23 protein-coding genes are annotated in these 23,302 nt (G+C 61.9%); 9 read left to right on the forward strand and 14 right to left on the reverse strand.

Features of this window, described 5'->3' with window-relative positions; translation table 11 throughout:
- Nucleotides 1–2 precede the first annotated feature (2 nt).
- On the reverse strand, nt 3–782 hold the full coding sequence (gene budA, locus ACJ8PI_RS13335; protein WP_033635443.1) for an acetolactate decarboxylase: 780 nt from the start codon (nt 780–782) through the stop codon (nt 3–5).
- Nucleotides 783–1,233: 451 nt separating this feature from the next.
- Here budA and ACJ8PI_RS13340 point away from each other — a divergent pair, with 451 nt between their 5' ends.
- Nucleotides 1,234–2,136 (forward strand): LysR family transcriptional regulator, encoded by a 903-nt coding sequence (locus tag ACJ8PI_RS13340; RefSeq protein WP_033654982.1) that lies wholly within the window; start codon nt 1,234–1,236, stop codon nt 2,134–2,136.
- On the opposite strand, the gene eutC is transcribed toward ACJ8PI_RS13340, so the two are convergent.
- Nucleotides 2,115–2,906, reverse strand: coding sequence for an ethanolamine ammonia-lyase subunit EutC (gene eutC / locus ACJ8PI_RS13345; RefSeq protein ID WP_033654983.1), 792 nt, complete (start codon nt 2,904–2,906; stop codon nt 2,115–2,117). The genes ACJ8PI_RS13340 and eutC overlap by 22 nt on opposite strands.
- Nucleotides 2,903–4,288, reverse strand: coding sequence for an ethanolamine ammonia-lyase subunit EutB (locus ACJ8PI_RS13350; RefSeq protein WP_094859994.1), 1,386 nt, complete (start codon nt 4,286–4,288; stop codon nt 2,903–2,905). Before ACJ8PI_RS13350 ends, eutC begins: the two co-directional genes overlap by 4 nt.
- Nucleotides 4,289–4,447: 159 nt before the next feature.
- On the opposite strand from ACJ8PI_RS13350, the gene ACJ8PI_RS13355 reads away from it, so the two are divergent.
- Nucleotides 4,448–4,996 (forward strand): nucleotidyltransferase family protein, encoded by a 549-nt coding sequence (locus tag ACJ8PI_RS13355; protein WP_033654985.1) that lies wholly within the window; start codon nt 4,448–4,450, stop codon nt 4,994–4,996.
- Between the two features lie 52 nt (nt 4,997–5,048).
- Entirely contained in the window at nt 5,049–5,516 is a 468-nt protein-coding gene (locus ACJ8PI_RS13360; RefSeq protein WP_033649835.1) for a FlxA-like family protein, read from the forward strand.
- Between the two features lies 1 nt (nt 5,517).
- Here the strand turns inward: ACJ8PI_RS13360 and ACJ8PI_RS13365 are convergent, their stop codons facing one another.
- Nucleotides 5,518–6,438, reverse strand: a complete 921-nt coding sequence (locus tag ACJ8PI_RS13365) for a LysR family transcriptional regulator (RefSeq protein WP_164134900.1) — start codon at nt 6,436–6,438, stop codon at nt 5,518–5,520.
- 96 nt (nt 6,439–6,534) lie between these two features.
- Here ACJ8PI_RS13365 and ACJ8PI_RS13370 point away from each other — a divergent pair, with 96 nt between their 5' ends.
- A complete protein-coding gene (locus ACJ8PI_RS13370; RefSeq protein WP_164134899.1) occupies nt 6,535–7,533 on the forward strand; it encodes a bile acid:sodium symporter family protein in 999 nt (332 codons plus the stop codon).
- A 26-nt stretch (nt 7,534–7,559) separates the two neighbouring features.
- Here the strand turns inward: ACJ8PI_RS13370 and ACJ8PI_RS13375 are convergent, their stop codons facing one another.
- The 3 genes from ACJ8PI_RS13375 to zipA form a co-directional block, all read right to left on the reverse strand.
- Complete coding sequence (locus tag ACJ8PI_RS13375; protein ID WP_004936441.1) at nt 7,560–7,775, reverse strand: DUF3820 family protein; 216 nt, start codon at nt 7,773–7,775, stop codon at nt 7,560–7,562.
- On the reverse strand, nt 7,775–9,796 hold the full coding sequence (gene ligA / locus ACJ8PI_RS13380; protein WP_038881314.1) for an NAD-dependent DNA ligase LigA: 2,022 nt from the start codon (nt 9,794–9,796) through the stop codon (nt 7,775–7,777). Before ligA ends, ACJ8PI_RS13375 begins: the two co-directional genes overlap by 1 nt.
- A gap of 79 nt (nt 9,797–9,875) precedes the next feature.
- Complete coding sequence (gene zipA / locus ACJ8PI_RS13385) at nt 9,876–10,892, reverse strand: cell division protein ZipA (protein WP_060427682.1); 1,017 nt, start codon at nt 10,890–10,892, stop codon at nt 9,876–9,878.
- Nucleotides 10,893–11,113: 221 nt separating this feature from the next.
- Here zipA and cysZ point away from each other — a divergent pair, with 221 nt between their 5' ends.
- The 5 genes from cysZ to crr all read left to right on the forward strand — a co-directional run bounded on the left by cysZ (nt 11,114) and on the right by crr (nt 16,015).
- Entirely contained in the window at nt 11,114–11,872 is a 759-nt protein-coding gene (gene cysZ, locus ACJ8PI_RS13390) for a sulfate transporter CysZ (protein ID WP_033635453.1), read from the forward strand.
- 185 nt (nt 11,873–12,057) lie between these two features.
- Complete coding sequence (gene cysK / locus ACJ8PI_RS13395) at nt 12,058–13,026, forward strand: cysteine synthase A (RefSeq protein WP_033635454.1); 969 nt, start codon at nt 12,058–12,060, stop codon at nt 13,024–13,026.
- Between the two features lie 398 nt (nt 13,027–13,424).
- Nucleotides 13,425–13,682: a phosphocarrier protein Hpr gene (gene ptsH, locus ACJ8PI_RS13400; RefSeq protein WP_033635455.1), complete on the forward strand. Its 258-nt coding sequence runs from the start codon at nt 13,425–13,427 to the stop codon at nt 13,680–13,682.
- A gap of 46 nt (nt 13,683–13,728) precedes the next feature.
- Complete coding sequence (gene ptsI / locus ACJ8PI_RS13405) at nt 13,729–15,456, forward strand: phosphoenolpyruvate-protein phosphotransferase PtsI (RefSeq protein ID WP_164134898.1); 1,728 nt, start codon at nt 13,729–13,731, stop codon at nt 15,454–15,456.
- 49 nt (nt 15,457–15,505) lie between these two features.
- Nucleotides 15,506–16,015, forward strand: a complete 510-nt coding sequence (gene crr, locus ACJ8PI_RS13410) for a PTS glucose transporter subunit IIA (protein ID WP_004936467.1) — start codon at nt 15,506–15,508, stop codon at nt 16,013–16,015.
- 75 nt (nt 16,016–16,090) lie between these two features.
- On the opposite strand, the gene ACJ8PI_RS13415 is transcribed toward crr, so the two are convergent.
- The 7 genes from ACJ8PI_RS13415 to ACJ8PI_RS13445 all read right to left on the reverse strand — a co-directional run bounded on the left by ACJ8PI_RS13415 (nt 16,091) and on the right by ACJ8PI_RS13445 (nt 23,139).
- Nucleotides 16,091–17,416, reverse strand: coding sequence for an ATP-binding protein (locus ACJ8PI_RS13415; protein ID WP_041036181.1), 1,326 nt, complete (start codon nt 17,414–17,416; stop codon nt 16,091–16,093).
- A 6-nt stretch (nt 17,417–17,422) separates the two neighbouring features.
- On the reverse strand, nt 17,423–18,103 hold the full coding sequence (locus ACJ8PI_RS13420; protein WP_033635459.1) for a response regulator transcription factor: 681 nt from the start codon (nt 18,101–18,103) through the stop codon (nt 17,423–17,425).
- A 257-nt stretch (nt 18,104–18,360) separates the two neighbouring features.
- Complete coding sequence (cysM, locus tag ACJ8PI_RS13425) at nt 18,361–19,242, reverse strand: cysteine synthase CysM (protein ID WP_033638551.1); 882 nt, start codon at nt 19,240–19,242, stop codon at nt 18,361–18,363.
- 81 nt (nt 19,243–19,323) lie between these two features.
- Nucleotides 19,324–20,412, reverse strand: coding sequence for a sulfate/thiosulfate ABC transporter ATP-binding protein CysA (gene cysA / locus ACJ8PI_RS13430; protein ID WP_033635460.1), 1,089 nt, complete (start codon nt 20,410–20,412; stop codon nt 19,324–19,326).
- Nucleotides 20,402–21,277, reverse strand: coding sequence for a sulfate/thiosulfate ABC transporter permease CysW (gene cysW, locus ACJ8PI_RS13435; RefSeq protein ID WP_033635461.1), 876 nt, complete (start codon nt 21,275–21,277; stop codon nt 20,402–20,404). The genes cysA and cysW overlap by 11 nt, the downstream gene beginning before the upstream one ends.
- Nucleotides 21,277–22,116 (reverse strand): sulfate/thiosulfate ABC transporter permease CysT, encoded by an 840-nt coding sequence (cysT, locus tag ACJ8PI_RS13440; RefSeq protein ID WP_019453852.1) that lies wholly within the window; start codon nt 22,114–22,116, stop codon nt 21,277–21,279. Before cysT ends, cysW begins: the two co-directional genes overlap by 1 nt.
- Nucleotides 22,117–23,139, reverse strand: a complete 1,023-nt coding sequence (locus ACJ8PI_RS13445; RefSeq protein WP_041036186.1) for a sulfate ABC transporter substrate-binding protein — start codon at nt 23,137–23,139, stop codon at nt 22,117–22,119.
- Nucleotides 23,140–23,302 lie beyond the last annotated feature (163 nt).

The following is a 23,302-nucleotide window of genomic DNA, read 5'->3' on the forward strand; positions in this document are numbered from 1 at the left end:
GGTTAGCCCTCGGCGGAACGAATCGCGCGATCCAAATCCTCTGGGCAGAGGTTGGCGCGCAAGAAATCCGCATCATGCGGTAACTGAAGATTGAGACGCGTGATGACGCCGAACTGCAGACGGCCATGATCGAGCTGATAGTCCAGCACGTGGCCGCCGCCGCTGCGGTCGTCGGTAACGAAGTGTTCGTGATAGCCGGCCACGCCGATGCCCTGCATGTAATCCGGCGAGCGGAAACCAACCAGCGTGCCGCGCCGCTGATGGAACGAGAAGGTCGGCTGCTCTTCTATCGCCTCCAGCATCGGGCGGTAAGGCCGCTCCTGGCGCGGCACGGTGCGGGTTTCCACGTGGCTGAACTCGCCGTCGACCCGCACCGCGCAAAACAGGTTCGGCGAGGCGACCTGCTCGTCGATGCACTGGTGCAGCTGCGCCTTGGTGATCGGCCGGTCGAATTGCTGGCTGACGCTGGGCTGGAAAAAGGTGACGACGGCGAAGGGGGTTTGCTGTTGCAGGCCGGCCGGCCGGGCGCTGCCGTCGGCGCGCAGCTGGTGTATTTCCTGGTCGAAAGCGATCAGTTCGCCGTCCAAGTGATTGAAGGTGCCGAGGCCGAAATCGCCGTGCTTGAGCAGCTCGGCAATGGTGGTTTCACCCTCGTAGACCCCGTCGATGAGCGCGCTCATCAGCGAGATTTGATAGATTTCGCCCTCCCCGGCGTTGATCGACTGCCTAGCAAAACCCTGCGCCAAATGGCGCGCACAGGCACACCCGTGTTTTTCGTTCATGACTGACTCCTCCACCAGCGCGAAACCGCGGTTCCGCGCGTTCAAAAGACCCACCGACGGTGAGCCAAGATGCCCCCAAGGCGCGTTCATCAGTTGGAACGATTCAGCCTGAGGCGACAAAAAAAACCGGCACGGCTGGCCGGCCGATAACCAGGCATCAGATCAGAATGAGATAAAGTAAAGGCTTACTAATCATTGAGACTGAACCGGTTATCAAATTGAACGGTTAATCTGGTGTTGGAGCGGCAATCAACTCCGCAGGCGGCTCACGCGGCCTGGGAAAAACATCTGCTATTTGGTACTAAGCGCCGCGAGGTTTATGCGTTTTCTCTCTATGCGGCCGGGATGGGACGGCGCCGAAGCCCGTCGTCAACCCGCAGCCAGAGTAGCCGCCGCGCCGCCGGCAGAGAAGCGGGTATTCATAAGAAACGCTTTTGCATATAATGCAAAAATGAATGACGCCCGCTATGTAGAACATCTGCCAATTTTTCTCGACGTCGCCCGCCTGGGCAGCTTTTCCGCCGCCGCGCGCCGGCTGGGCATGGTGCCCTCCTCGCTGGTGCGCCACATCGACGCTCTGGAAAGCGCGCTCGGCGCCGCGCTGTTCGTGCGCTCCACCCGTGGCCTGCTGCTGACCGACGCCGGCGAACTGCTGCTGACGCGCGCCGCCGCGCTGATGACGGACATCACCGGCCTTCGCGCCGAGCTGAGCGCGCTGAACGAAACGCCGCAGGGCACGCTGCGCATCAGCTGCCTGCCAACTTTCGGCAAAACCTATGTGCTGCCGCTGCTGCCGACGCTGGCGGAACGCTACCCGCAGCTGTCGGTCGACCTCGATCTGACCGAACGCCAGACCGATCCGACGCAGGAGCGGCTCGACGCCGCCCTCCGCATCGGCGAACAGAAGGACAGCGCGCTATATGCCAGCCGCATCGCCACCCAACGCTGGGTGATGTGCGCCAGCCCCGCCTATGTCGCTCGCTATGGCCTGCCGGCCGATCTGGAAGCGCTGCCGCAGCATCGGCTGATCGCCCGCTACCACAAGCAGCAGCCGGCCTGCTGGGCGCAGATCCTCGACGCGGCGCTGATGAGCCGCTGCACCATGGCGCTGCGCTGCGACGACTTCACCGCGCAGCGTCAGGCGGCGCTGCTCGGGCTCGGCATCGCCTTTCTGCCCAACTGGGTGGTGGGGCCGGACGTGCAGCACGGGCAACTGGTGCAGATGCTCGAAGATCCGCGCCATGAGCAGCAAGGCATCTATCTGCTGCGCCCGATGGCGAAGGTGTCCGCCCGGCTGGCGGCCTTCACCGCCCTGCTGCAGCAAACCCTCGGTCAGCCGCCCAACTGGGGGTAAAGCGGCGTTACCCGGCCGCGCAGCGCCGGGTTGTCACTCTCGTCTTTCAGTTCGACGCCGGTCAGCCGGCGCTGGAACGCCTGCTCCAGCAGCCAGGCCAATTTGAACGCCGCCTGCGGGTAATCCAGCCCCTCGGGGCGCACGTTGGAGATGCAATTGCGCTCGGCGTCCGTTCTGCGCGCGTTCGGCCCCCAGGTCATATAGACACCCAGGCTGTCCGGCGACGACAGCCCCGGCCGTTCGCCGATCAGCACCGCCACCGCCCGGGCTTGCAGGCATTCGCCGATCTCATCCCCCAGCGCCACCCGCGCCTGATGCGCCAGCACCACCGGCGCAACGGTCAGCCCCAGCGTATCGAGATAGGGCCGCAGCGCCTGCAGCAGCGGCAGCGCCTGGCGGTGCACCGCCTTGGAGGAGAGGCCGTCCGCCACTATCAGCAGCAGATCGACGCGGCGCGATGGCGAACCGAGCAGCAGGCTGCGGCTATCCGACGCCAACCGCCGCCCCAGATCCGGCCGGCGCAGATAGGCGGCGCGGTCGGCGGCCTGGCTGTGCACCGCCAGCGTGGGCCAACCGGCATCGTGCAGATCCGCCGCCAGCCGCTCGCTGTCGAAAGGCTGATGCACCGCGTCGCGCGCCTGGGCATGAGCGAGGCCGAAGCGCAGCAGTTCGTCGGTCGGCAGGCTGGCGCCGGTGCGCCCCAGCGCGATGCGCGCATCGGTAAAGGCGCGCAGCGCGTCCCAGCTGTTGACGTGAACCGGTTTGCTCATGTGCGTTCTCCCTGCAGCGCCAGCAACAGCGGATGATTGGCGGCGGCATCGCGCAGCCGCCCGCGTTCGTCGGTGATGTTCATCGCCGCCAGCCAGGCGGCGAACTCCGGTGCGTGCTTCAGCCCCAGCAGCTCGCGGATATAGAGCGCGTCATGGAACGACGTGCTTTGGTAGTTGAGCATGATGTCGTCCGCGCCCGGCACGCCGATCAGGAACGTCAACCCGGCGGCAGCCAACAGCGTCAGCAGCGTGTCCATGTCGTCCTGATCGGCTTCGGCATGGTTGGTGTAGCAGACGTCGCAGCCCAGCGGCAGCCCGAGCAGCTTGCCGCAGAAGTGGTCCTCCAGCCCGGCGCGGATAATTTGCTTGCCGTCATACAGGTATTCGGGGCCGATAAACCCTACCACGGTGTTGATCAGCAGCGGCGAGAAATGGCGCGCCACCGCATAGGCGCGCGCCTCGCAGGTTTGCTGATCGACGCCGTGATGGGCATTGGCCGACAGGCAACTGCCCTGCCCGGTTTCGAAATACATCACGTTGTCGCCCAGCGTGCCGCGCCTGAGGCTCAGCGCCGCCTGCTGCGCTTCCGCCAGCAGCGCCAGATTAATGCCGAAGCCGCGATTGGCCGCTTCGGTACCGGCGATCGACTGAAACACCAGATCCACCGGCGCGCCGCGCTCTATCAGCCGCAGCGTGTTGGTCACGTGGGTCAACACGCAGGATTGGGTGGGAATGGCAAAGCGCTGGATCACGTCGTCCAGCATGTAGTTGAGCTTTTCCAGCAGCGGCAGGCTGTCGCTGGCCGGATTGATGCCGACCACCGCGTCGCCGCTGCCGTACAACAGGCCGTCCAGCATGCTGGCGGCGATGCCCTGCAGGCTGTCGGTCGGGTGATTGGGCTGCAGCCGCACGCTGAGGTGGCCCGGCAGGCCAATCGTATTGCGAAAGCGCGTCACCACCCGGCACTTCTTGGCCACCAAAATCAGATCCTGATTGCGCATGATCTTGCTCACCGCCGCCGCCATCTCCGGCGTGATGCCGGCCGCCACCTGCGCCAGCATGGCGCTGTCCGCCTGCTCGCTCAACAGCCAGTCGCGAAAATCGCCGACCGTGAGGTGCGAGATGGGCTCGAAGGCGGCGGCATCGTGGCCGTCGATAATCAGGCGCGTCACCTCGTCCTGTTCGTAGGGCACCAGCGCCTGCTGCAGGAATGCCTTGAGCGGCAAGTCCGCCAGCGCGATGCGCGCCGCCATGCGCTCTTCGGCGCTGTGCGCCGCCACCTCCGCCAGATAATCGCCGGAACGCGCCGGCGAAGCCTTCGCCATCAGCTGACGCAGATCGCCGAAGCGATAGCCGCGTTGGCCCACCGTTGCCTGATACATAGCCCCCTCCCTTGCCCCGAGTGACGAGATAAAAGCCCTGCACCAAGTGTAGTCAGTGAGAGAAGAAAATTAATTTGCCTGCGATCGCCATCATCGTGCTTCCTGCCATTTCACCCGCCGCCGCTTCGGGTTACAGTAGCCGCGAAAACAGGAGGGGTGATGGATCCGCAACGGCAAATTATCGACTGGCTGCAACAAGATGACGCGCGCATGGCCGCCCTGCGCACCGTGCGCCGGCTCGGCCTGAATGACTGGTGCCTCGGCGCCGGCTTCGTACGCAATCTGGTGTGGGATCGGCGCCACGGCTATGTGGAGCCCACGCCGCTCAACGATATCGACGTGATCCACTTCGATGCAGAGCGTGCGGACGCCGAGCGCGATCGCATGCTGGAGGCGCGGCTGCAGCAATGGCTGCCGCAGCCGTGGTCGGTCAAGAATCAGGCGCGCATGCATCTGCGCGGCGGCCGGGCGCCTTACCGCAACAGCGAAGAGGCCATCAGCTTCTGGACCGAAGTGGAAACGGCGATCGGCGCGCGCCTGAACGCCGACGACAGCCTCACGCTGGTGGCTCCCTTCGGGCTCGCGGCGCTGTTCGGCGACACCATCACCTTCAACGTGAAAAACGGCGATCGCGCTGCCTATGCCCAGCGGGTGCTCGACAAAGGCTGGCTGCAGCATTGGCCGCGCCTGCGGCAGGTAAAGATTTAGCCGCCGCTGCCGATACCTTGAACAGCGATATACCGACTCAGGGAGAGCATCCATGTCGACCAGCATCACCATGATCGTACCGATCAAAAATACCGTTCCCGGCGTCAGCAACGTCTTCAGCGCGCCGGGCCATCAGGGCGAATTGCTGATGGCCAAACCGGTCAACAACCAGCCGGAAGGCGGCAAGGCGAAGAAAAGCGAAGGCGCCAACGGCAATGACGAACCGGCAAATCTCAACGAAAGCCGCGCTTCGGCGCGCATCAAGGCGCTGAACCGGCAGATTCAGGCTCTGCAGCAAAAGCTGGTGGAGCTGAAGGACTCCAGCGCCGATCCCAAAGAGATCGAGAAGCAGAAACAGCTGATCGAAGCGCAGATCAAGATGCTGCAGGCCGAGATCGCGCGCATCCAGAAAGAAGAAATGGAAAAGCAGCAGCAGGAGCAAATGGAAAAAGCCGCGGCGCAAGCCGGCGACGGCGTAAACCGCCCGACGCCGCTCAACGCAGTGGACGTCTATATCTGAGTCAATATTCCGCGTTTTCCTGCCGGCGCTGGTGCAGCAGCGCCGCCTGCTGACGCGCGACCTGCCAGATGGCCTCCGCCGCCGGCGTCAGCGAGCGATTTTTACGCCGCACCAGCATCAGCGCGCGGTTGATCTCCGGCACCAGCCGCCGCACCCGGAGCCGCCCCCCTTCCGGCAGCGGCAGCGCCAACGCCGGGAAGATGCTGATGCCGATCCCCTCCGCCACCATCGGGAACAGCGTGGCCGGATGGCCGATTTCCTGCACCACCTGCGCCTCGACGCCCTGCTGCCTCAGCGCGCTGTCGATCAACGGCCGGCTGCCCGACGCGTAATCCTGCAACACCAGGCGGCAGCCGTTTAACGCCGACCAACGCACCTCTTGCTGCGCAGCAAACGGGTGGTCGTCGCGGCACAGCAGCAGGAACGGTTCATGCAGCACCGCTTCGCACTCCAGATCCACCGCCTGCACCGGATCGACCACGATGCCGAAATCCACCTCGGCGTTGCGCACGCTGTGCAGCACCTGCTGCTGCGCCTGATCGCGCAGCATGATGCGGATCTCCGGGTATTCGCGTTCGCCGGCGGCGATGCACTGCGGCATCAGATGGGCGGAAATGGTCTGGCTGGTCGCCACCCGCACCGTGCCGCTGCGCTGTACGCCAAAGCTGCGCGCATCCAGCAACGCGGCCTGCAGTTCGTCCAGCAGCCGTTCGACCCGGTTGGCCAGCCGCAGGCCGGCGTCGGTCAACACCACTTCACGCGTGGTGCGATCCAGCAGGCGAACGCCGACCTCCACCTCCAGCTCTTTCACGCTGTGGCTGACCGCCGATTGCGTCAGGCCGATCGCCTCGCCGGCGCGGCTGAAGCTGCCGTGGCGGGCGACAGCGACGAACACCCGCAGCTGTTTGAGTGAGTAATTCATGTGTTTTATTCATATATAAATTAAATAAATCAATTTAATTATTATATGCCCACGCGGGAGAATAGCCCCATCGATTTTCTACCCGAGCGCATCGCCATGAGATTCCTGCCCGATCGTTTTACCCTGACGCTGATCGCCACCGTGCTGCTGGCTTCTTTCCTGCCGGCGCGCGGCGAGTTCGTCGGCTGGCTCAACGTCCTGACCATCGCCGCCATCGCCCTGCTGTTCTTCATGCACGGCGCCAAGCTGTCGCGCGAGGCCATCCTGGCCGGCAGCAATAACTGGCGGCTGCATCTGTGGGTGATGTTCAGCACCTTCATCATTTTTCCGGCGCTGGGGATGCTGTTCGCCTGGTGGGCGCCGATCGACGTCAGCCCCGAGCTGTACGCCGGTTTCATCTACCTGTGCATCCTGCCCGCCACCGTGCAGTCGGCCATCGCCTTCACTTCGCTGGCGGGCGGCAACGTGGCGGCGGCGGTGTGCAGCGCCTCCGCCTCCAGCCTGCTGGGGATCTTCGTGTCGCCGCTGTTGGTCGGCCTGCTGATGAACGTGCACGGCGATACCGGCAGCCTGCGGCAGGTGGGCTCGATCGTGCTGCAACTGCTGGTGCCGTTCGTCGCCGGCCACCTGCTGCGACCGCTGATCGGCGGCTGGATCGAGCGCCATCGCCCGCTGATCGGCAAAACCGACCAGACCTCGATCCTGCTGGTGGTGTACGCCGCCTTCAGCGAGGCGGTGACGCACGGCATCTGGCATCAGGTGGGGATCGGTTCGCTGGCGTTTATCGTCGGCGGCAGCATCGTGCTGCTGACGATCGTGCTGGTGGTGAACACCTACATGGCGCGCTGGCTGGGGTTCAGCAAGGCGGACGAGATCACCATCGTGTTCTGCGGCTCGAAGAAGAGCCTGGCGAACGGCATTCCGATGGCCAATATCCTGTTCCCGGCGGCGACGGTGGGGCTCATGGTGCTGCCGCTGATGGTGTTCCATCAGGTGCAGCTGATGACCTGTGCGGTGCTGGCGAAAAGGTATCAGCGCAAGCAGCAGGCGCAACAGGCGGTGCCCAACGCCAACGCGCAGGTGTCGCGCGGGTAAAAAAAGACGGGCCGGGGCCCGTCAGTTCAACTTTTCTTCAGCGGCTTGACCAGGTGGTCAAGCCCTTCGATTTTAATCGCCAGCGTCATCTCCATCAGCATGCCGAGCTTGCCTTTGGGAAATTCACCCTTGCGGGCGAACCACAGCAGGTACTCTTCAGGCAGATCGATCAGCACCCGTCCCTGGTACTTGCCGAACGGCATCACTGTATTGGCGATCTCCAGCAGGTTTTCCTTTTCCATCAGTCACCCAGCAGGCGGATCATCTCCGCTTCGTCGATCACGGCGATACCCAGCTCCTGCGCCTTCGCCAGCTTGGAGCCGGCCGCTTCGCCGGCGATCACCAAATCGGTTTTCTTCGACACGCTGCCGCTGACCTTGGCGCCCAGCGCCGTCAGGCGATCTTTGGCCTCGTCGCGCGACAGCTGGCTCAGCGAGCCGGTCAGCACCACGGTTTTGCCGGCGAACGGGCTGTCTATCTCTTCGGCGACCACCACCACCGGTGCCGGCCAGTGAATGCCGATCTCGGCGCCCACCAGCTCGTTGATCACCTGCTGATTGAGCGCTTCATCAAGGAAATTGCGGGTGTGTTTGGCCACCACTTCGCCGACGTCCGGCACCTCTTTCAGCGCCTCGATATCGGCGGCGAACAGCTTCTCGAGCGATCCGAAATGCGCCGCCAGGTTGGCGGCGGTCGCCTCGCCAACCTCGCGAATGCCCAGCGCATACAGGAAACGGGCGAAGGTGGTCTGCTTGGATTTCTCCAGCGCATTGACCAGATTCTGCGCCGATTTCGGCCCCATGCGATCCAGGCCGGTCAGAATGCCGGCGGACAAGCGGAACAGATCGGCCGGATTCTTCACGTACTCTTTGTCCACCAGCTGCTCGATGATCTTGTCGCCCATGCCTTCAACGTCCAGCGCGCGGCGGGAAACGAAGTGCTTCAACGCCTCTTTGCGCTGCGCGCCGCAGATAAGACCGCCGGTGCAGCGCGCTACCGCCTCGCCTTCCACGCGCTCAACGTCTGAGCCGCACACCGGGCAGTGCAGCGGGAACACCACTTCGCGCGCATCCTGTGGCCGGCGGTCTTCCAGCACCCCCACCACCTGCGGGATCACGTCGCCGGCGCGGCGCACGATCACCGTATCGCCGATGCGCAGCCCCAGACGCTCAATTTCATCGGCGTTGTGCAAGGTGGCATTGCTGACGGTCACCCCGGCCACCAGCACCGGCTCAAGGCGCGCCACCGGCGTAATCGCGCCGGTGCGGCCAACCTGAAACTCCACTTCGCGCACTACGGTGATCTGCTCCTGCGCCGGGAATTTGAACGCCGTCGCCCAGCGCGGCGCACGCGCCACGAAGCCCAGCGTTTCCTGTAGATCGATGTCGTCAATCTTGATCACCACGCCGTCGATGTCGAAACCGAGCTGCGCGCGGTCCTGCTCGACCTGGCGATAAAACGCCAGCACTTCCTCGCTGCCGGTGCGGCGCTGGGCGCGATCGCTGACCGGCAGGCCCCAGGCCTTGAACTGCATCAGGCGCTCAAAGTGGCTGCGCGGCAGTTCGCCGCCTTCCAGCAGGCCGACGCCGTAGCAGAAGAAGGTCAGCGGGCGTTTGGCGGTAATGCGCGGATCGAGCTGGCGCAGCGAGCCGGCGGCGGCGTTGCGCGGGTTGGCGAACACCTTGCCGTCTTTGCGCCGGGCTTCTTCGTTCATCTGTTCAAAACCGGCCTGCGGCATGAACACTTCGCCGCGCACTTCCAGCCGGCGCGGGATGTTGTCGCCGGTCAGGCGCAGCGGGATGGCACGGATGGTGCGCACGTTAGTGGTGATGTTCTCGCCGGTGGTGCCGTCGCCGCGCGTCGCCGCGCGCACCAGCTCACCGTCTTCGTACAGCAGGCTGACCGCCAGGCCGTCCAGCTTCAGCTCGCAGCAGAAGGTCAGCGGATCGCTGCTTTTGAGCCTGTCCTGCACGCGCTTGTAAAACGCCAGGAAGCTTTCTTCGTCGAACACGTTGTCCAGCGACAGCATCGGCACTTCGTGGCGCACCTGGTCAAACGCCGCCAGCGGTGCAGCGCCCACGCGCTGGGTCGGTGAATCGGCGGTGACCAACTCAGGATGCGCGCTCTCCAGTTCCCGCAGTTCGCGCATCAGGCGGTCATATTCCGCATCCGGCACTTCCGGCGCATCCAGCACATGATACTGGTATTCATGATGGCGCAGTGTGGCTCGTAGTTGATTGATTTGTTGGATTATCGATTCCATGGCTCACCATCAAAGATAAAAAACCCCCGGCTAGCGGGGGCTTTGTTGTTACGGATGTTCAGTGCGCGCGGCAACCGGGTCAGGCGTTGTTTTCCAACACTTCACGGATGCGCGCTTTGTAGGTTTCCAGCTTCTGCGGCGTCATCATGCGGCGCTCGTCGTCCAGCACCACGCCGCCCACGTCGTCGGCGATGCGCTGTGCCGACTGCAGCATCAGCTTGAAGTTCTGATTGGCGTCGCCGTAAGACGGCACCATCATGAACATCGACACGCCCGGCGTGGAGAAGTCGGACATCATGTCAGGATCGAACGATCCCGGCTTGACCATGTTCGCCAGGCTGAACAGCACCGGGCCGCTGCCGGCCGGGCTGATATGGCGGTGGAAGATGCCCATCTCGCCAAACTGGAAGCCGGCCTGCAACACGCTCTGCAGCAGCACTTCGCCGCCGATCACGCCGCCCTGGTGGGCCGCGACGTGCAGCACCAGCACGGTCTCTTTCAGTTTAGCCTGAATTGGCGCAGCCGCCGGCTGCGGTGCAGGTTCCGGCGCAGGCTTCACTTCCGGCGCTGGCTGCACAGAGGCCGGCTCGGCGTGGAATGCCGGTTCCGCCACCTGCGGCACCTCATGTTCATGCGGCAGATCGTCGACGCGCGGCTCACGGCGCGCGGCCGGTTGCGGTTGCTGCGGTTCGGCCGGTTCTTCGTCCGGCGCGTAGTTGTTCAGCAGGATGTCATCATACTCCGGCCGCTGAGACAGCGGAGGCGGCGTCTGATGGGCAGCCGGCTGAACGGCGCGGGGCGCTGGCGCAGCCGCCGGAGCGGGCTTCGGCGCGGCCACGGGTTCTTCGCGTGCGGCATCGAAATGGCCGAATGACGGCTCGTCTTGCGGGTGAGCGGCGCGTACGCGCACCTCACCGACGCCTTCTTCGAGATCGTCGATCGGAGTTTGTTCACGTTCCTTTTGGGAACGTTTGGCTGGGCGATCGCGGAAGAGCGCTGACCGTTCTTTGCGACTGGTCCACAGACCGTGCAATAACAGCGCTATTATGGCGATCGCGCCAACAACGATTAATATCAGACGCAAATCCTGCATCATTGCTATCTCTGTTGTTCCAATACATTGCCACCGCGGCAAACATTCACTCTTTAACTCTATTTGCCCGCGCACACAAGTGCAAGTCCGTGCTGAACTTTATGCCAATAAAGATGATTATACTGCCTTTTTCTGCTGGTTTTTCAGCCAACCCTACCCTAGCCAGTGGAAAATCATCCCTATATGATAATGATGCCTGTTCAGACAACGAGATAACTTAAGATATGTCCTATACGCAGCCCCCTTCCCGTTCGACCAGCGGCATTCACTATTTCGCCGAGGGTTGGCGCCTGATTTCGCGCCCGGGGATTAAACGCTATGTGGTCCTGCCGTTGCTGGTCAACGTGCTGCTGATGGGTTCCGCTTTCTGGTGGCTGTTCAGCCAACTCGGCGACTGGATCCCGGCGATGATGAGCCACGTTCCCGACTGGCTGCAATGGTTGAGCTACCTGCTGTGGCCGCTGGCGGTCATTTCGGTACTGTTGGTGTTCAGCTATCTGTTCAGCACCATCACCAACCTGATCGCCGCACCGTTCTGCGGCCTGCTGGCCGAGCAGCTCGAAGGCAGCCTGACCGGCAAACCGCTGCCGGACACCGGCCTGCTCGGCATCGCCAAAGATTTGCCGCGCATCATGGCGCGCGAATGGCGCAAGTTGATGTATTACCTGCCGCGCGCGCTGCTGCTGCTGGCGCTGTACTTCGTGCCCGGCATCGGCCAGACGGTGGCGCCGGTGCTGTGGTTCCTGTTCAGCGCCTGGATGCTGGCGATCCAGTATTGCGACTACCCGTTCGACAACCACAAGGTGAGCTTTGCCGACATGCGCCGCGCCTTGCGCCAGCACAAACCCGCTAACCTGCAGTTCGGCGCGCTGGTCAGCCTGTTCACCATGATCCCGATCCTCAACCTGGTGATCCTGCCGGTCGCCGTCTGTGGCGCCACCGCCATGTGGGTCGATCGCTACCGCTCACAGTTCGTCCGATAACCGCCGCTTTTTACCGCCGATAGCGCGGGAATTTTCGACAGGGCGCGCATTTCGCGCCCTTATCATTGTGCTTAAAACTTATTTCCTAATAACATATAGATATACCAATTCTTTACTTCCCTGCCGGTACTGTTAGCGTATGCTTTCGATGTTCCCCACATTTTCATAGAGTTAAAGGACGGGCTATGAGCAAGATATATGAAGACAACTCATTAACAATCGGCCATACGCCGCTGGTTCGTCTGAACCGTATCGGCAACGGACGCATTCTGGCCAAGGTTGAATCACGCAACCCGAGCTTCAGCGTCAAATGCCGCATCGGTGCCAATATGATTTGGGATGCGGAACAACGCGGCGTGTTGACCGCCGGCAAAGAGCTGGTGGAGCCGACCAGCGGCAACACCGGCATCGCGCTGGCCTTCGTTGCCGCCGCACGCGGTTACAAGCTGACGCTGACCATGCCGGAAACCATGAGCATCGAGCGCCGCAAGCTGCTCAAGGCGCTGGGCGCCAATCTGGTGCTGACCGAAGGGGCGAAAGGCATGAAAGGCGCCATCGCCAAAGCGGAAGAGATCGTCGCCACCGATCCGAATCGTTACCTGATCCTGCAACAGTTCAGCAACCCGGCCAACCCGGCGATCCATGAAAAAACCACCGGCCCGGAAATCTGGGAAGACACCGACGGCGACGTCGACGTATTCATCTCCGGCGTCGGCACCGGCGGCACGCTGACCGGCGTCAGCCGCTACATCAAGAACACCAAAGGCAAGGCCATCACCACCGTGGCGGTCGAGCCGACCGACTCGCCGGTCATCAGCCAGGCGCTGGCCGGTGAAGAGCTGAAACCGGGCCCGCACAAGATCCAGGGCATCGGCGCCGGCTTCATTCCGGGCAACCTCGATCTGGACCTGGTGGATCGCGTCGAGAAAGTCTCCAACGACGAGGCCATCAGCATGGCGCGCCGCCTGATGGACGAAGAAGGCATCCTGGCGGGCATTTCCTCCGGCGCAGCGGTCGCGGCGGCGGTGAAACTGGCCGAAGAACCGGCGTTCGCCGACAAGACCATCGTGGTGATCCTGCCCTCTTCCGGCGAACGTTACCTGAGCACCGCGCTGTTCGCCGATCTGTTCACCGAGCAGGAATTGCAGCAGTAATTCCGCCACTGCACAAATCGCTAAAAAAGCACCCTGCGGGGTGCTTTTTTGTGGACTGGATCAAACTTTATAGCAGTCCAAGATTGCTTTTGCCCGCCGGCTTTAGTATTTAACGGTGCATTATTTCGATGCGCAAAATTAATCCCCCCTGAGCCCGGTCAAGGCTGAATCGATTTACTCATCTGTCGCCGACGCGGCGAATCGGGCATAATGGGGAGCGGATTGGAACGACGTCTAAAGCCGAGTTTTTTGATCTGAAGTGCCTAACGCGTCGTTTTCTGTTGCATCAACGTTCGCCCCTGTCCATAGTCAGGCGCTATAACCAGACAAGCTAAAGTCAGGCCCCTGGGCTAAACTTTAGCTCCACAACATTAATCCAATAAGTTGGGGAAACATCAATGTTCCAGCAAGAAGTTACTATTACCGCTCCGAATGGTCTGCATACTCGCCCTGCCGCTCAGTTCGTTAAAGAAGCCAAAGGCTTCGCGTCTGACATCACCGTGACCTCCAACGGCAAAAGCGCCAGCGCTAAAAGCCTGTTCAAACTGCAAACTCTGGGGCTGACTCAAGGGACCGTAGTGACAATCTCCGCTGAAGGTGAAGACGAGCAGAAAGCCGTTGAGCACTTGGTAAAACTGATGGCAGAGCTTGAGTAATCGGCCCGTCTTTTTAGTTAACACCAGTCAAGAGTAAGGTAGGGTTATGATTTCAGGCATTTTAGTATCACCGGGCATCGCTTTTGGTAAGGCTCTCTTGCTGAAAGAAGACGACATCGTCATCAACCGGAAGAAAATCTCTGCTGATCAAGTAGAGCAGGAAGTCTCGCGTTTTCTGGCCGGCCGCGCGAAAGCGTCCGAACAGCTGGAAGCGATCAAGACCAAAGCTGGCGAAACCTTCGGCGAAGAGAAGGAAGCTATCTTCGAAGGCCACATCATGTTGCTGGAAGACGAAGAGCTTGAGCAGGAAATCATAGCCCTAATCAAAGACGATCTGGCCTCCGCAGACGCCGCCGCCTACACCGTGATCGAAGGTCAGGCGAAAGCGCTGGAAGAGCTGGACGACGAGTACCTGAAAGAACGCGCCGCCGACGTGCGCGACATCGGCAAGCGCCTGCTGCAGAACATTCTGGGCATGCCGATCGTCGATCTGGGCTCCATTCAGGACGAAGTGATCCTGGTGGCCACCGATCTGACCCCGTCCGAGACCGCGCAGTTGAACCTGGACAAAGTGCTGGGCTTCATTACCGATCTCGGCGGCCGGACTTCCCACACCTCTATCATGGCGCGCTCCCTGGAGCTGCCGGCGATCGTCGGCACCAGCGACGTGACCAAGCAGGTGAAGAACGACGACTACCTGATTCTGGATGCGGTTAACAACCAGATTTACGTTAACCCGACCGCTGACGTTATCGATCAGCTGAAAGCCGCCCAGAACCAATACATCACCGAGAAAAACGATCTGGCCAAGCTGAAGGACCTGCCGGCGATTACGCTGGACGGCCATCAGGTTGAAGTCTGCGCCAACATCGGCACCGTGCGCGACGTCGCGGGTGCAGAGCGCAACGGCGCGGAAGGCGTCGGCCTGTATCGTACCGAATTCCTGTTCATGGACCGCGACTCGCTGCCGACCGAAGACGAGCAGTTCCAGGCTTATAAAGCCGTGGCGGAAGCCATGGGCTCGCAGGCCGTGATCGTCCGCACCATGGACATCGGCGGCGACAAAGACCTGCCGTACATGAACCTGCCGAAGGAAGAGAACCCGTTCCTCGGCTGGCGCGCCATCCGCATCGCGATGGACCGCCGTGAAATCCTGTACGCCCAGCTGCGCGCCATCCTGCGCGCCTCGGCGTTCGGCAAACTGCGCATCATGTTCCCGATGATCATCTCCGTGGAGGAAGTGCGCGATCTGAAAGGCGAAATCGAGACGCTGAAGGCGCAGCTGCGCGAAGAAGGCAAGGCGTTTGACGAAAGCATCGAAGTGGGCGTGATGGTGGAAACACCGGCTGCGGCGGTCATCGCTCACCACCTGGCGAAAGAAGTCGACTTCTTTAGTATTGGGACAAACGATCTAACCCAGTATACTCTGGCGGTAGATCGCGGCAACGAGCTGATTTCTCATCTCTATAACCCGATGTCCCCATCAGTGCTAGGCCTGATCAAACAGGTTATTGATGCATCTCACGCGGAAGGCAAGTGGACCGGCATGTGCGGCGAACTGGCTGGCGATGAGCGTGCTACACTGTTGTTATTGGGCATGGGGCTGGATGAGTTCAGCATGAGTGCGATTTCAATCCCGCGCATCAAGAAAATTATTCGTAACACGAATTTCGAAGATGTGAAGGCGTTGGCAGCGCAGGCCTTGGCACAGCCAACGGCACAAGACCTGATGAATTGCGTCAATAAATTCATCGAAGAAAAAACGCTCTGCTAAACTTCCACGACACTGGAACGCCGCCCAATTTAATGCTTAGGAGAAGATCATGGGTTTGTTCGATAAACTGAAATCTCTGGTTTCTGATGACAAGAAAGACACGGGCACTATCGAGATCGTCGCTCCCCTTTCTGGCGAAATCGTCAATATCGAAGATGTGCCGGACGTAGTGTTCGCTGAAAAAATCGTTGGCGACGGTATCGCCATCAAACCGGCCGGCAACAAAATGGTTGCTCCGGTTGACGGCACCATCGGCAAGATTTTCGAAACCAACCATGCATTCTCTATCGAATCCGACAGCGGCATTGAGCTGTTCGTCCACTTCGGCATCGATACCGTAGAACTGAAAGGCGAAGGCTTCAAACGCATCGCCGAAGAAGGCCAGCGCGTCAAGAAAGGTGACGTGGTTATCGAGTTCAACCTGCCTCTGCTGGAAGAGAAAGCCAAGTCTACCCTGACGCCGGTCGTTATCTCCAACATGGACGAGATCAAAGAGCTGATCAAACTGTCCGGCAGCGTGACCGTTGGCGAAACCCCGATCATCCGCATCAAGAAGTAATCGCGAATGAGCAAGAAAAACGGCGCCCTCGGCGCCGTTTTTTTATCCCCTTCGTCGTATCCCGATTTCGCTACGTTATGACGGCCAGCGCGGGATGCGCAGGGTAATGACCAGGCCTTCTTTATCGCCGTTGCGCGCCTCAACCTGGCCGCCGTGCGCCAGCACCACCTTGCGGGTAATCGCCAGCCCCAGGCCGTAGCCCTTGCCCGACAGCGCCGACTTCACGCGCACGAACGGATCGAAGATGCTCGACAGCTTCGCCTCCTCGACCCCCGGCCCCTGATCGCTGACGGCGATCTGGAACTGGTTATCGACGCGCGTCAGCGCTACCGTCACCCGCTGGCCGTGGCTGGAAAAGCGCAGCGCATTGCGCACGATGTTGTCCACCGCACGCCGCATCAGCTCCGCATTGCCCTTGACGGTGTACTCCACGTCCGATTCGGCCTGCAGCACGATATCCACGCCGGGCACCTGCGCCTCGTAGCGCGCATCGCTCACCACCGCGTCCACTAACCCATAGAGATCGAAATACTCTTCGTCCGGCAGGCTGCTGTGTTCGGTACGCGACAACGCCAGCAGCTCGCCGATCATTTTGTCCAGCCGCCCCGACTCGTGTTCGATGCGCTTGAGCGAGGTTTCGACATTGCCGGCATTCTGCCGCGCCAGACCGATCGCCAGCTGCAGGCGCGCCAACGGCGAACGCAGCTCATGCGAAACGTCGTGCAACAGCTGCTCGCGGGCGCTAACCAGCAGCTCCAGCCGCTCGGCCATGGTGTCGAAATCGCGCGCCACGTCGGACAGCTCGTCATGGCGGCGCCGCATCTTCGGGAACAGCCGCACCGAGAGATCGCCCTGCGCCACCCGATCCAGGCCGCCGCGCAGCTGACGCATCGGCCGGGTCAGGTTCCAGGCCAGCACGGCGCTGAACAGCAAACCGCCCAGCCCGCCGACCCACAGCATCGGCGCAGGAATGTTGAAGAAGTGGGAACGCCGCTCCGGCCGATACTCTTCCCGCAACGCGCGCACGTTATAACTCAGCCAGTATCCCTGCCCTTCCCCGGTCTGCACCCAGGCAGAGATCTCTTTCGGCATCCGCCGCCCTTCAAACGCCGGCTCTTCCGGCGCGGGCGGCGGCGGTTGGGTCATCGGCGTCACGGACAGCAAACGCCTGTCGTCCTCGGGCCAGTCGCGCATCAGGGCTTCCAGCGCCGGCATGCCACCGCTGCGCAACTGGGTGGCGGCCGAGGCCAGCTGCAGGCCGATCACCCGCCGCGCCATGGCGTTCTCCGGCGGCACATAGCGATCGCCATAGAGAGAAAACGCCACCCACAGCGCCTGTGTCATGATGATGAAGGTCAGCCAAAAGCCGAGTAAAATTTTCCAGAACAGTCTTCCGCGCATGTCAGATTACCGAATGCGATAGCCGATGCTGCGCACCGTCTCGATAATGAGCTTACTGCCAGCCAACGCGCTCAGCTTCTGGCGGATATTGCTGATGTGCACGTCCACGCTGCGGTCATAGGCCTCGCGCGGGCGCCCCAGCCCCTTCTCGGACAGTTCGTCCTTCGACACCACGCGATCCGGCGCGCGCAGCAACAGCTCCAGCAGATTGAATTCCGAAGCGGTCAAATCAAACGCCTTGCCGCGCCATTCGCTGCTGCGGGTTGAAGGGTTCAGCGTCAGCTCGCCGAAGCTGATGGCGGCCTCGTCGTCCGCCTCTTGCGGCCGCTCTTCGAAACGGCGCAGCACCGCGCGCAGACGCGCCACCAGTTCGCGCGGGTAGCACGGCTTGGGCATGTAATCGTCGGCGCCCATCTCCAGGCCAATCACCCGATCGATGTTGTCGCCTTTGGCGGTCAGCATGATGATCGGCAACCGGCTCTTTTTACGCACGTCGCGCAGCACGTCGATGCCGCTCATGTCCGGCAGCATGATATCGAGGATCATCGCGGTATAGTCGCCCGACAGCGCGCCCTCTACTCCCGCCTTGCCGGTCAGCACCAGCGTGGCGTCGAAGCCTTCGCCCGTCAGGTATTCGCTCAGCATGGTGCCAAGCTCCAGGTCATCGTCGACCAGTAAAATTTTCATGCCTTGCTCCTTCACCGATTTTCGTTATTTTCCCGCCAATTCCGCCGGCCCGCAGCCGGTTTTACTCAATCCTTACACATCGCCGTTCGCGTCTCGCCACCGTTAGTGTGGCTGCTGTCGCGCGATTTCTCTACTTCTGTCAGGGCATTGGCATGCAGGCAGGCGCCAGCCGCCATGCTGGCGGGGCGGATATGCCGTCGGTCAAAAGGGAAGTGCGAAGGGGTTTCCCGGCGGAACGCGCCGCCGGGAGGGCACATTCAGTCGAACACGCCGGTGGAGAGGTAACGGTCACCGCGATCGCAGACGATCGCCACCACGACGCTGCCGGGGTGGGCCGCCGCGACGCGCAGGGCGCCGGCCACCGCGCCGCCGGAGCTGACGCCGCAGAAGATGCCTTCACGCTGTGCCAGCTGGCGCATGGTCTGCTCGGCATCGCGCTGCTCGATATCCAGCACCTGATCCACCAGCTCCGGACGGAAAATGCCCGGCAGGTAAGCGGGCGCCCAACGGCGAATGCCGGGGATGCTGCTGCCTTCCGCCGGCTGCAGGCCGATGATCTGCACCTGCGGATTCTGGCTCTTCAGGTAACCGCCTACGCCGGTAATGGTGCCGGTGGTGCCCATGCTGGAAACAAAGTGGGTGATGCGCCCTTCGGTCTGGCGCCAGATCTCCGGGCCAGTGGTGGTGAAGTGGGCGTAGGGGTTGTCGAGGTTGTTGAACTGGTCCAGCACCTTGCCCTGCCCCTGGCGCTGCATCTCCAGCGCCAGATCGCGCGCCCCTTCCATTCCCTGCTCACGGCTGACCAGGATCAGCTCGGCGCCGTAGGCACGCATCGCCGCCTGCCGCTCCAGGCTCATGTTCTCCGGCATCAGCAGCTTCAGCGTATAGCCTTTGAGCGCGGCGATCATCGCCAGCGCAATGCCGGTGTTGCCGCTGGTGGCCTCGATCAGCACGTCACCGGGCTTGATCTCGCCGCGCAGCTCCGCCTGCTGGATCATCGCCAACGCAGCGCGATCCTTCACCGAGCCCGCCGGGTTATTGCCTTCCAGTTTGACCCATACCTCGCTGCCCGCCTGGGCGGCCAGCCGTTGCAGTTGTACCAGCGGGGTATTCCCGATGCATTGTTCGAGCGTTGTCACGATCTTTGCCTGTGTGTTGGTGTGCGTAAAGTAAAAAGGCAACCCGGGGGTTGCCTTGAATAAAAGGGCAGCTAAAACCTATCAGGCGCTTTTGGCTAACGCAACAGGTTGCAGCAGTTGATCGCCGGCATACAGCCGCGCATTGAGGCTGCCGACGTAATAACGGCCGCCGCGCACCGGGGTTGGGTTGCCTTCCGGCAACACCACGCCGATCGGCTCCTGATGCCAGCCGATTGGCTGCACCGTCAACTGCCAGAAGTGGCCACGCGGGCTGACTTCCAGCACCTGCACCGGCAGCGGGCAGCGCTCGCTGCTTTCGGTCGCCACTTCCATTTCCCACGGGCGCAGGAACAGATCGACGCTGCCCTGGTGCATCGGCTGGAACGACAGCGGCCACTGGTGCGCGCCGACGAACAGCTGGGAGCCGCGGATCTCGCCGTTCAGGCGGTTCACTTCCCCCATGAACTCCAGCACGAAGCGGCTGGCCGGTTCGCGCATGATCTCTTCCGGCGAGCCTACCTGTTCGATATTGCCCTGGCTCATCACCACGATGCGGTCGGCCACTTCCATCGCCTCTTCCTGATCGTGGGTGACGAACACGCTGGTGAACTTCAGCTCTTCGTGCAGCTGACGCAGCCAGCGGCGCAGCTCTTTGCGCACCTGCGCATCCAACGCGCCGAACGGTTCGTCCAGCAGCAGAATTTGCGGTTCCACCGCCAGGGCGCGCGCCAACGCCACGCGCTGTTTCTGGCCGCCGGACAGCTGCGACGGATAGCGGTTGGCCAGGTGGGCCAGCTGCACCATTTCCAGCAGCTGGGTGACTTTCTGTTTGATCGCCGCGGCGTTCGGCCGCTCGCGACGCGGCAGCACGGTCAGGCCGAAGGCGATGTTGTCGAACACCGTCATATGGCGGAACAGCGCATAGTGCTGAAATACGAAGCCCACGCGCCTGTCGCGCGCGTGCATGTGGCTGACGTCAGTGCCGTGGAAGCCCAGCTTGCCGCCGCTCTGGCTTTCCAGCCCGGCGATAATGCGCAGCAGCGTGGTCTTGCCTGAACCGGACGGCCCGAGCAGAGCCACCATCTCACCGGAAGCAATATCGAGCGAGATATCGTTCAATACCTTGGTGCGACCGAAGTACTTGTTGATGCCGTTAATCTCAATGCTCATGATTTTCCTCCCGCTCGAGACGCGCGTTTTGACGTTCCAGACGCCACTGCAGCGCGCTCTTCAAAAATAGGGTAACGATCGCCATCAGGGTCAACAGCGCGGCGGCGGTAAAGGAGCCGACGGTGTTGTAATCCTGCTGCAACAGCTCGACCTGCAGCGGCAGGCTGTAGGTTTCGCCGCGAATCGAACCGGACACCACCGACACCGCGCCGAACTCGCCGATGGCGCGCGCGTTGGTCAGCACCACGCCATACAGCAGCGCCCAGCGAATGTTTGGCAGCGTCACGCGGCGGAACATTTGCCAGCCGGACGCCCCCAGCAGAATGGCGGCCTCGTCTTCCTGGCTGCCCTGGCTGAGCATCATCGGCACCAGCTCGCGCACCACGAAAGGGCAGGTGACGAAAATGGTCACCAGCACCATGCCCGGCCAGGAGAACATGATCTGGATGTTATGCGCATCCAGCCAGCCGCCCAGCAGGCCGTTGCTGCCGTAAAACAGCAGGTAAATTAGCCCCGCCACCACCGGTGAAACGGCGAACGGGATATCGATCAGCGTCAGCAGCAGCTGGCGGCCGGGGAAAGTGAAGCGCGTCACCAGCCACGCCAGCAACGTGCCGAACACCAGGTTGAACGGCACGGTGATCAGCGCGATCAACACCGTCAGCCAAATGGCGTGCAGCATGTCCGGATCGAGCAAGTTGCTCCACATCGCGCCGAATCCTTTGGAAAAGGCCTCGGCGAAAATCGATATCATCGGCACCACCAGCAGCAGCACCGAGAACAGCGCGCCGATGGCGATCAACGTCCACTTGCCCCAGTTGACGCGCGGGCGCTCAGCGCCGTTGAAGGCGGAAACATCAGCCATCAGTGCCCTCCTCCCAAACGTCTGCCGAAGCGGCTTTGCAAGACGTTAATGCTGAACAGCAGCAGCAGCGACGCCGCCAGGATCACCGAGGCGATGGCGCTGGCCGCCGGGTAATCGAACTCCTGCAAACGCACAAAAATCATCAGCGAGGTCACTTCCGTCTTCCAGGCGATGTTGCCGGCGATGAAAATCACCGCGCCGAACTCGCCCAGGCTGCGGGTAAAGGAGATGGCGGTGCCGGCCAACAATGCCGGCGCCACCTCGGGCAGCACCACGCGGCGGAAGCTCTGCCAGCGCGTGGCGCCCAGCGTCTCGGCCGCCTCTTCGTATTCCGGCCCCAGCTCTTCCAGAACCGGTTGCACGGTGCGCACCACAAACGGCAGGCTGGTGAACGCCATCGCTACCGCGATCCCAAGCCAGGTAAAGGTGACCTTGATGTCGAAGTGCGCCAGCCACTGACCGTACCAGCCGGTGGTGGAAAACAGCCCCGCCAGCGTCAGGCCGGCCACCGCGGTCGGCAGCGCGAACGGCAGATCGATCAGGCCATCCAGCAGCGAGCGGCCGGGAAAACGGTAGCGCGTCAGGATCCAGGCCATCAGCATGCCGAACACCGCGTTGAACAGGCTGGCGACGCCGGCCGCCAGCAGCGTCACTTTATACGCCGCCACCACCTGCGGGTTGGAAATCACTTCCCAGTATTGCGCCAGACTCATCTGCGCCAGCTGCATCACCAGCGCGGTGAGCGGCAGCAGCAGGATCAAACAGGTATAAAACAGGCTGCTGCCGAGGCTGAGGCCAAATCCGGGCAGCACCCGCTTACTGGACGACAACGCCAACATCTACTTGCGCCCTGCCGCTAACAGCTGATCCAGCTCGCCGCCGGTGGCGAAGTGGGTTTTCATCACCTGCGGCCAGCCGCCGAATTGATCTTCCACGCGGAACAGTTGGGTATCCGGGAATTGCCCCTTCGCCGCCGCCATCGCTTTCTGGTCGTACACGCGGTAGTAGAAGCTGGTGATCACCTGCTGCGCCGCCGGGCTGTAGAGATAGTTCAGATAGGCTTTGGCCGCCTGTTCGGTGCCGTTGCGCTCGACGTTTTTGTCGATCCAGGCCACCGGGAACTCCGCCAGAATATCGACCGGCGGCACGATCACTTCGTACTTGTCTTCACCGTATTGCTTGCGGATGTTGTTCACTTCGGACTCGAAGCTGATCAGCACGTCGCCCAAGCCGCGCTCAACGAAGGTGGTGGTCGCGCCGCGGCCGCCGGTATCGAACACCAGCACGTTTTTCAGGAAGCGGGCCATGAAGGCGCGGGTCTTGGCCGCGTCGTTGCCGTCGGCCTGGCTGGCGGCGCCCCAGGCGGCCAGATAGGTGTAACGGCCGTTGCCGGAGGTTTTCGGGTTCGGGAACACCAGCTTCACGTCGTCGCGCACCAGATCGTTCCAGGTATGGATGCCCTTCGGGTTGTCCTTGCGCACCAGAAACGCCATGGTGGAATAGAACGGCGAACTGTTGTTCGGCAGACGCGCCTGCCAGTCCGCCGGGATCAGCTGCCCGCGATCGTGCAGGATTTGCACGTCGGTGACCTGGTTGTACGTCACCACGTCGGCGCGCAGGCCCTGCAGGATCGCCAGCGCCTGCTTGGAGGAACCGGCATGCGATTGTTTGATGGTCAGCTTATCGTTCGGATGCTGTTGATTCCACTGCTGTTCAAAGCCGGGATTCAGCGCGACGAACAATTCACGGGAAACGTCATAAGAGCTGTTCAGCAATTCCGCCGCCGACGCGGCGCCGCTCGCCAACAGCGCAGCCGCCAGCCAACCTTTCAGCACGAGATTTTTAACCCGGTTTTGTTTCATTCTGCACCTTATCACTGAGTCATTCCTTCAGGCTTTCGCCTTATTGACGACCAGTGTATTTATAACTCGGTGCGGAGCTGTAACGCTTTTATATACCGTTTAGTGATTTACAAGCATCAAACGCTATAAGGCAGGGAATGCGAGGCGTTTTGGGGCGGGGAAA

Source organism: Serratia sp. CY82433 (assembly GCF_052166535.1).
Lineage (GTDB): Bacteria > Pseudomonadota > Gammaproteobacteria > Enterobacterales > Enterobacteriaceae > Serratia > Serratia sarumanii.